Origin of the sequence: Methylophaga sp. UBA5088, from assembly GCF_002414625.1 — a bacterium.
GTDB lineage: Bacteria > Pseudomonadota > Gammaproteobacteria > Nitrosococcales > Methylophagaceae > Methylophaga > Methylophaga marina.
In genome coordinates this window covers 23,924-30,166 of record NZ_DIAC01000032.1, presented here as the reverse complement: position 1 = coordinate 30,166, position 6,243 = coordinate 23,924, and the positions used below count along the sequence as shown (strand labels likewise).

9 protein-coding genes are annotated in these 6,243 nt (G+C 42.4%); 6 read left to right on the top strand and 3 right to left on the bottom strand.

Annotated features, from left to right (window positions below):
• The coding region (locus B4K20_RS04380) for a DUF3400 domain-containing protein (RefSeq protein WP_289282016.1) at positions 1-2,038 on the top strand (2,038 nt) is incomplete at its 5' end.
• A gap of 64 nt (positions 2,039-2,102) precedes the next feature.
• Here B4K20_RS04380 and B4K20_RS04375 read toward each other — a convergent pair.
• The 3 genes from B4K20_RS04375 to yeiP all read right to left on the bottom strand — a co-directional run bounded on the left by B4K20_RS04375 (position 2,103) and on the right by yeiP (position 3,570).
• Positions 2,103-2,540: a HopJ type III effector protein gene (locus B4K20_RS04375; protein WP_343749522.1), complete on the bottom strand. Its 438-nt coding sequence runs from the start codon at positions 2,538-2,540 to the stop codon at positions 2,103-2,105.
• A gap of 78 nt (positions 2,541-2,618) precedes the next feature.
• Positions 2,619-2,993 carry a YbaN family protein gene (locus tag B4K20_RS04370; RefSeq protein WP_286303704.1) on the bottom strand — a complete coding sequence of 125 codons (375 nt, stop codon included), beginning with the start codon at positions 2,991-2,993 and terminating at the stop codon, positions 2,619-2,621.
• A gap of 10 nt (positions 2,994-3,003) precedes the next feature.
• The gene (yeiP, locus tag B4K20_RS04365) at positions 3,004-3,570 is read right to left on the bottom strand and encodes an elongation factor P-like protein YeiP (RefSeq protein ID WP_286303705.1); all 567 of its coding nucleotides are present in this window, start codon (positions 3,568-3,570) and stop codon (positions 3,004-3,006) included.
• A gap of 158 nt (positions 3,571-3,728) precedes the next feature.
• On the opposite strand from yeiP, the gene ylqF reads away from it, so the two are divergent.
• From ylqF to B4K20_RS04340, 5 genes are all read left to right on the top strand, one after another.
• A complete protein-coding gene (gene ylqF / locus B4K20_RS04360; RefSeq protein WP_289282015.1) occupies positions 3,729-4,646 on the top strand; it encodes a ribosome biogenesis GTPase YlqF in 918 nt (305 codons plus the stop codon).
• Between the two features lie 54 nt (positions 4,647-4,700).
• Positions 4,701-5,222, top strand: coding sequence for a Slp family lipoprotein (locus tag B4K20_RS04355; RefSeq protein ID WP_289282014.1), 522 nt, complete (start codon positions 4,701-4,703; stop codon positions 5,220-5,222).
• A 95-nt stretch (positions 5,223-5,317) separates the two neighbouring features.
• Complete coding sequence (locus B4K20_RS04350; protein WP_286303708.1) at positions 5,318-5,506, top strand: hypothetical protein; 189 nt, start codon at positions 5,318-5,320, stop codon at positions 5,504-5,506.
• Positions 5,503-5,757, top strand: coding sequence for a hypothetical protein (locus B4K20_RS04345; protein ID WP_289282013.1), 255 nt, complete (start codon positions 5,503-5,505; stop codon positions 5,755-5,757). Before B4K20_RS04350 ends, B4K20_RS04345 begins: the two co-directional genes overlap by 4 nt.
• Positions 5,758-5,775: 18 nt before the next feature.
• Complete coding sequence (locus B4K20_RS04340; RefSeq protein ID WP_286303710.1) at positions 5,776-5,994, top strand: hypothetical protein; 219 nt, start codon at positions 5,776-5,778, stop codon at positions 5,992-5,994.
• Positions 5,995-6,243: the final 249 nt, after the last annotated feature.

Below are 6,243 nucleotides of genomic sequence, written 5' to 3'. Positions count from 1 at the left end.
CTGGCAGAAAATATTAGATAGTCTGGATACACCTGCTGTTGAGCTGGCTGACTTACTATCGGATACAGCAAAAGCAAATATCGTTGATGGCGATACCTTATTTGATGTACTGCAACGTCGTGATTTACGCATTTCCTATCGCGAGGAAATGGAAAAACCCTTAAAAGAGTTATTCCAGGGACAAGCGTTGAGTGTATTAAGGAATAAACTGGATAGTATTCACAAAGAAAACCGTTCAGGTCGTTTATTTGTCGCCACTCATATGCATGCTGGTGATGGTTATGTTCATACGAATATTCCGGTTAACTCCAATGATTATGAAATGATGCATGATGCTGAAGGTATTGTGGATGAAGTCATGGAGCTGGCTTCACGGCTGGGTGGTGTTATTTCTGGTGAGCATGGTATCGGTCTGACCAAAATGCAGTATCTGGATAAAGCCACGATCGATGCATTTGCTAGTTATAAACAGAAAGTGGACCCGAACGGTCATTTCAATGCGGGTAAATTATTGGCAGGTTCTGGTCTGGATAATGCTTATACACCGTCATTGCGTTTGTTAGAACAGGAAGCTTTGATTCTTGAAGCCAGTGATCTGGGTGATATCAACAATGATATTAAAGATTGTCTGAGATGCGGTAAATGTAAACCAGAGTGTACAACACACGTGCCTCGAGCCAACTTGCTGTATTCACCACGAAATAAGATTCTTGGTACTGGTTTGATTATTGAAGCCTTCCTGTACGAAGAACAAACACGTCGTGGTATCTCAGTACGTCACTTTGAAGAAATGAATGATGTGGCGGACCACTGTACGGTGTGTCATCGTTGTCTGAACCCTTGTCCGGTCAATATCGACTTTGGTGATGTCAGTATTAAGTTACGCGAAGTGCTGAAGAAACAAGGCAAACGTCGACCTAATATTGGTACCTGGACGTCAATGGCGTATCTAAATGCGACTGATCCACTCACCGTGAAAATCATGCGTAAAACCATGATCGAATGGGGCTATCAGGCTCAGAAAATGGCACATGGTGTTGCCAAAACGCTGGGCTTATTGGGAAGTAAGAAAAAACGACCCATGCCGACAACGGGTAAAACGCCGATTCGTGAGCAAGTCGTTCATTTCATGAAAAAACCGATGCCAACTGGCTTACCAACGCAAACAACACGTGCGATGTTGGGGGTCGAAGATGAGAAGATGATCCCGATTCTCCGTGACCCGAAAAAGGTCAATGATGAATCAGATGCGGTGTTCTATTTCCCAGGTTGTGGTTCTGAGCGCTTGTTCAGTCAGGTAGGCTTGGCTACTTTAGCTATGCTCTACGAAGTGGGGACTGAAACCGTGTTACCACCAGGCTATCTATGCTGTGGTTACCCACAAGCATCAACGGGTGATCAGGAAAAAGCGACATCGATTTCGACATCTAATCAGGTATTATTCCATCGTCTGGCTAATACACTGAATTATATGGATATTAAGACGGTTATTGTGTCTTGTGGTACCTGTATGGATCAGCTGCTTAAATATGAGTTTGAAGCCATTTTCCCCGGCTGCCGATTATTGGATATTCATGAGTATCTGATGGAAAAAGGCGTGAAGCTAGAAGGTGTGGAAGGGGTACAGTATATGTACCATGATCCTTGCCATACACCAATGAAGACCTATCAGCCGACTTCGGTAGCGAGCACATTGATGGGACAAGATGTGGCATTAAATGACCGTTGCTGTGGTGAAGCCGGCTCGTTTGCTGTGGCGCGTCCAGATATTGCGACTCAGGTGCGTTTCCGTAAAGAAGAGGAAATCACTAAAGGGATTCAGGATCTGACGGGTCAGGATAAAGCGAAAAATGGCAATGTGAAAATGCTGACCTCATGTCCGGCCTGCCAACAAGGTCTGAGCCGTTATAGTGAAGATACTGGGATTGATACTGACTACATCGTCGTGGAAATTGCCAAGCATCTGAAAGGGGATAACTGGCATAAAGACTTTATCGACAGTGTGAAACAAGGTGGTATCGAACGCGTCTTACTTTAATGCGTGATGACATAACCAAAAAAAGGGAGCAATTGCTCCCTTTTTTGTTTTTGCCGGGTGAATATTAAAGAGCAGTTAATGGATCGCCTTCAAAGATGACACCATCCCAACCCGTCTTCATAAAATGACGGATATTTTGATGATCATCACCTGTTGGGTTAGCTAATACATCCTCTCGATAATACTTACCAAAGCAAGCCAAAGTGTCGTCAACGCTTAGAGAATGCTTTTTGCCAAATCCAAGAATTTTGCATGAGCCGTTATTTTGTCCGGCTTCATTCGTGGTTCCACCATTTTTAAATGCGGTAGGCGTAAAGACATAATTTGCATCGATGACCGACATTGTGTCTTCAAACTCTATACTTTCTGGTTGAGTTTTTAATTGCGTGATAAAAGACTGCAATTCCATATTATCTCCATTGTTCATTAATAAATCGGGTGAAATTTTCTCTAATTTGGTGCTCTGATCTAACTTAATTAAGGTCGGTATAGTCTCTTTCATAGCCATCTGTCATGGCTTGTATATTTGAATCCGGGCACTGTATCAGAGACGCTGTAAGAGCGTCATACCACTCATGTTTCAATTGGATTCTTTTATACGAGAAAGACAAGCTAACAGAACCAGCCCTATGACAAACAACATGAGCTGTAACCAGACATGACCCCAGACAGCACCGATTGAAATAGCAAAAGACAAAACGACAATTAGATAGACTTTCTTTTTTACATCACGACGCATGCTATGCGTGTGTTGCCACTGCTTCAAAGGGGGACCAAACCACTTATGATCGAGCAGCATTTGGTGAAAACGAGGTGAGCTTTCAGCAAAACATCCCAGCGCTAAAATCAGAAAAATCGTGGTTGGCATCAAAGGTAAAATAACGCCAATGATGCCAAGACTGACAAACATCCAACCCAAGCAGATTAAAATGAGATGTTTGATGCGTGTCTTCATATTGCCCGGTTTACGCTCTCGACATAAATTTACCTGTGTCAGTATTGACCCTGATAATTTCACCATTCTCGATATACTCTGGCACTTGAACTTCCAGTCCTGTTGATAATGTGGCTGGTTTAGTTCGCGCCGCAGCAGTAGCACCTTTTATACCCGGTGAAGTTTCAACGATAGTCAATGACACCGCGGCTGGCAACTCAATAGCAACGAGTTGTTGTTCTAATAAAACCGCCACAATATTGTCCAAGCCATCATGAATAAAGCCTAGCGCATCTTCAATATCAGCAGCATTAATCGCATATTGTTCATAGCTTTCGTTATTCATGAAAATATAACTGTCACCATCCTGATAAGAGAACTGCACTAGCAGACGCTCACAGTCGACTTCTTTAAGGAAGTCCTCCCCTTTGAAAGATTCATCACGTTTTTGTTTGGTTTTAAGATGGTTAAAACGAACTTTATAAAGTGTGGATGCGCCGCGTGAAGATGGGTTACGAATATCAATATCCTTAACAACATAAGGCTCATCATGCACTTCGACTACCATTCCACGTTTAAGATCACTGGCCTTGGGCATATTTTTGTTCCGGTTATCATAGAAAAATCCGCATTATACGTTACCCAAGTCACAGCGGAATGCGTCTTCATCTAGAAGTCATTAAAGCAAATCGGCGTTATTGCGGCTTTACGTTAGAATGTTACCTATTGTTTATCGATAATTAAAAAGGAACATGAATGGCAATTCAGTGGTATCCCGGCCATATGCACAAAGCCAGTAAAGAAATAAAAGAGATTCTGCCTCAGGTGGATCTGATTATTGAAGTGCTGGATGCCCGAATTCCTTTCAGTAGCCAGAATCCTATGCTGGCAGAGATTCGCAAGGATAAACCTTGCATCAAATTATTAAATAAATTTGATCTCGCGGATGTTTCTCTCACTGAGCGCTGGCAGCAGTATTTTGAACAACAGAGTCATACCAAAACATTGACCATGGTGGCTCAGCAATATGACGGTATCGCTGATTTGCTTACACTATGTAGAAATATGGTGCCAGCAAAAGCAGAAGCGGGTAGACCAATCAATACGATGATAATGGGGATTCCCAATGTGGGAAAATCGACATTGATTAATAGCCTGGCCGGTAGGCAAATTGCTAAGACAGGAAATGAACCTGCTATCACCAAAATGCAGCAGCGGATTCGCCTGGAGCAAGGTGTCGTTTTGCATGATACCCCTGGCGTGTTATGGCCAAACCTGGAAAATCCTCATAGCGGCTATCGTCTGGCAGTCACAGGTGCAATCAAAGAAACAGCAATTGATAATGATGATATTGCTTTATATGCCGTTGAATATCTAATGAAAGCCTATCCGGCTCAACTCAAAGAACGATTTGGCTTGTCTGAACTTTCAGAGCATGCACTTGAAAACATGGAAACTATAGGCACAAAACGCGGGTGTTTACGAGCTGGTGGCCGAGTGGACTTAGATCGCACAGCGAAAATTATTCTGACAGAGCTGAGAGCCGGTATGTTGGGTAGGATAACGATGGAAACACCTGAGATGATTGAAGCTGAATGGCTGCAGGTTTTAGTGGCTCGGGAAGAAAAAGCAGCAAAAAAAGCAGCCAGAAAAAATAATAGAAAGAAGAGATAAGCGACGTCTGTTGAATCACATCGGCATCGCATACAAATAATAGGAGAACGACCTATGATACGTTTATTAACAAGCATACTGTCTTTATCTTTATTGGTGGCCTGTAGTCATATGTCACCCTCGATAAAACCACCGGCAGAGGGGGATTTATCACTTCAACAAGTCGCTATGGATATTCAAGCTAATAGCGGTAAACGTGTTCGTTGGGGAGGCAAAATTATTGCCGTCGAGAACACCGACCAACAATCAGAAATACTGGTTGTCCAATTTCCTCTTAATCGCGCTGGACGACCTGATGATAGCCTTAATAGCGATGGTCGGTTTTATGTGCGGAGTGCCAACTTCCTTGATCCGGAAGTCTACAAACCAGATAGTTTTATTACCGTTTTAGGGCAGGTCGTTGACGAGAAAAAAATGATCGTTGATCAAAAGCAACTCACTTTACCTGTGATTCAATTACTCAAAGATCAGCGTTGGCCTGCCAATAATCCCGTTTCAGGTCTGCCATATAATCCGAAACATGACTGGCCATTTGTCGGTTATGGCTACTATGGAACGGGATCCTACTCCCCATAAAAATGAGTGAAATCTATTTAATTAAATAAGAATGATTTGCATTTAGATTTAAATGTATCTATACTCATCTCCACATTGTCAGGACGAGGTGAGTTATGAAAACGGCACAATTTAATACACATGGAAGACACAGCATTCATCTGGCATTTGATGAGACGACACTTGAAACCCTAATCCGTGAAGGTAAGCTCCACGCAGCAGACTTCAATTGCCTGGATAGAAGCTCAAAGAAAACCGTTTGGAATATGTTGCTGTCTGCAGCAGCAAGGAAATTACAATCATGAATATGCCACTTAGTCGACCCGAGTGGCAGCGTGACTGTCTGTTAGTCGCCATCAAGGAACTGGTGGCTTACTATCAACTTAGTCCATCAGCATGCTTGGCATTACAAATAAGCCGTAACTACCGTTTGTTGATCACACAAGACGATGGTCTTTCTATCAAAACACTTTGGCAATCTTATGCGAAAAGTTGGTGGAATGTTTACTGTCGTCACCGGAACCTCAAGCAGCGCACAGCATTTTCCTTTTCTTAATTTTTTTACGGAGTCACCATGGCCAGTAGAGCATGTAAACCAGCGACCATTTTCGAATCAAAAACAGTTGATATCCAACATTGTCCTGATTGCAAAATGATTCATCTCACAATGGGGTCGATTACAGTCAGAATGAGTGAACATCATTTTTCTGAGTTTGCTAAAGACCTTAGCCGCGGCTTATTTGAATTCAACACAACGATCAATGAGCAACCAAGTTTGCGCGTGATGATGTAGCAATTTTGCAACAATAAGCAGAAATTTATTAAAAAAACAAGAAGAAATAATGATAATCATTATTAACTAGTGTATGTTTCCCCTCTGTAAAGTTTTGTAAAGATTTAACATTAGGGGAATATAAGTGAAATCAAGACTGACTGTGTTGGCAAGTGGTGTAGCGCTTGCGACTTCTATCGGCCTTTATTCATCATCGTCAATTGCTGAGGGTAAGGCTGCCGAGTTAGATACTGTAACGGTTATTGGTGT

Excerpts from the sequence above, each read along its gene's own strand:
- B4K20_RS04345 (WP_289282013.1), top strand. The coding sequence starts at position 5,503 with ATGAATATGCCACTTAGTCGACCCGAGTGGCAGCGTGACTGTCTGTTA.
- yeiP (WP_286303705.1), bottom strand. The coding sequence starts at position 3,570 with ATGCCCAAGGCCAGTGATCTTAAACGTGGAATGGTAGTCGAAGTGCAT.
- B4K20_RS04355 (WP_289282014.1), top strand. The coding sequence starts at position 4,701 with ATGATACGTTTATTAACAAGCATACTGTCTTTATCTTTATTGGTGGCC.
- B4K20_RS04370 (WP_286303704.1), bottom strand. The coding sequence starts at position 2,993 with ATGAAGACACGCATCAAACATCTCATTTTAATCTGCTTGGGTTGGATG.
- B4K20_RS04340 (WP_286303710.1), top strand. The coding sequence starts at position 5,776 with ATGGCCAGTAGAGCATGTAAACCAGCGACCATTTTCGAATCAAAAACA.
- B4K20_RS04375 (WP_343749522.1), bottom strand. The coding sequence starts at position 2,540 with ATGAAAGAGACTATACCGACCTTAATTAAGTTAGATCAGAGCACCAAA.
- B4K20_RS04350 (WP_286303708.1), top strand. The coding sequence starts at position 5,318 with ATGAAAACGGCACAATTTAATACACATGGAAGACACAGCATTCATCTG.
- ylqF (WP_289282015.1), top strand. The coding sequence starts at position 3,729 with ATGGCAATTCAGTGGTATCCCGGCCATATGCACAAAGCCAGTAAAGAA.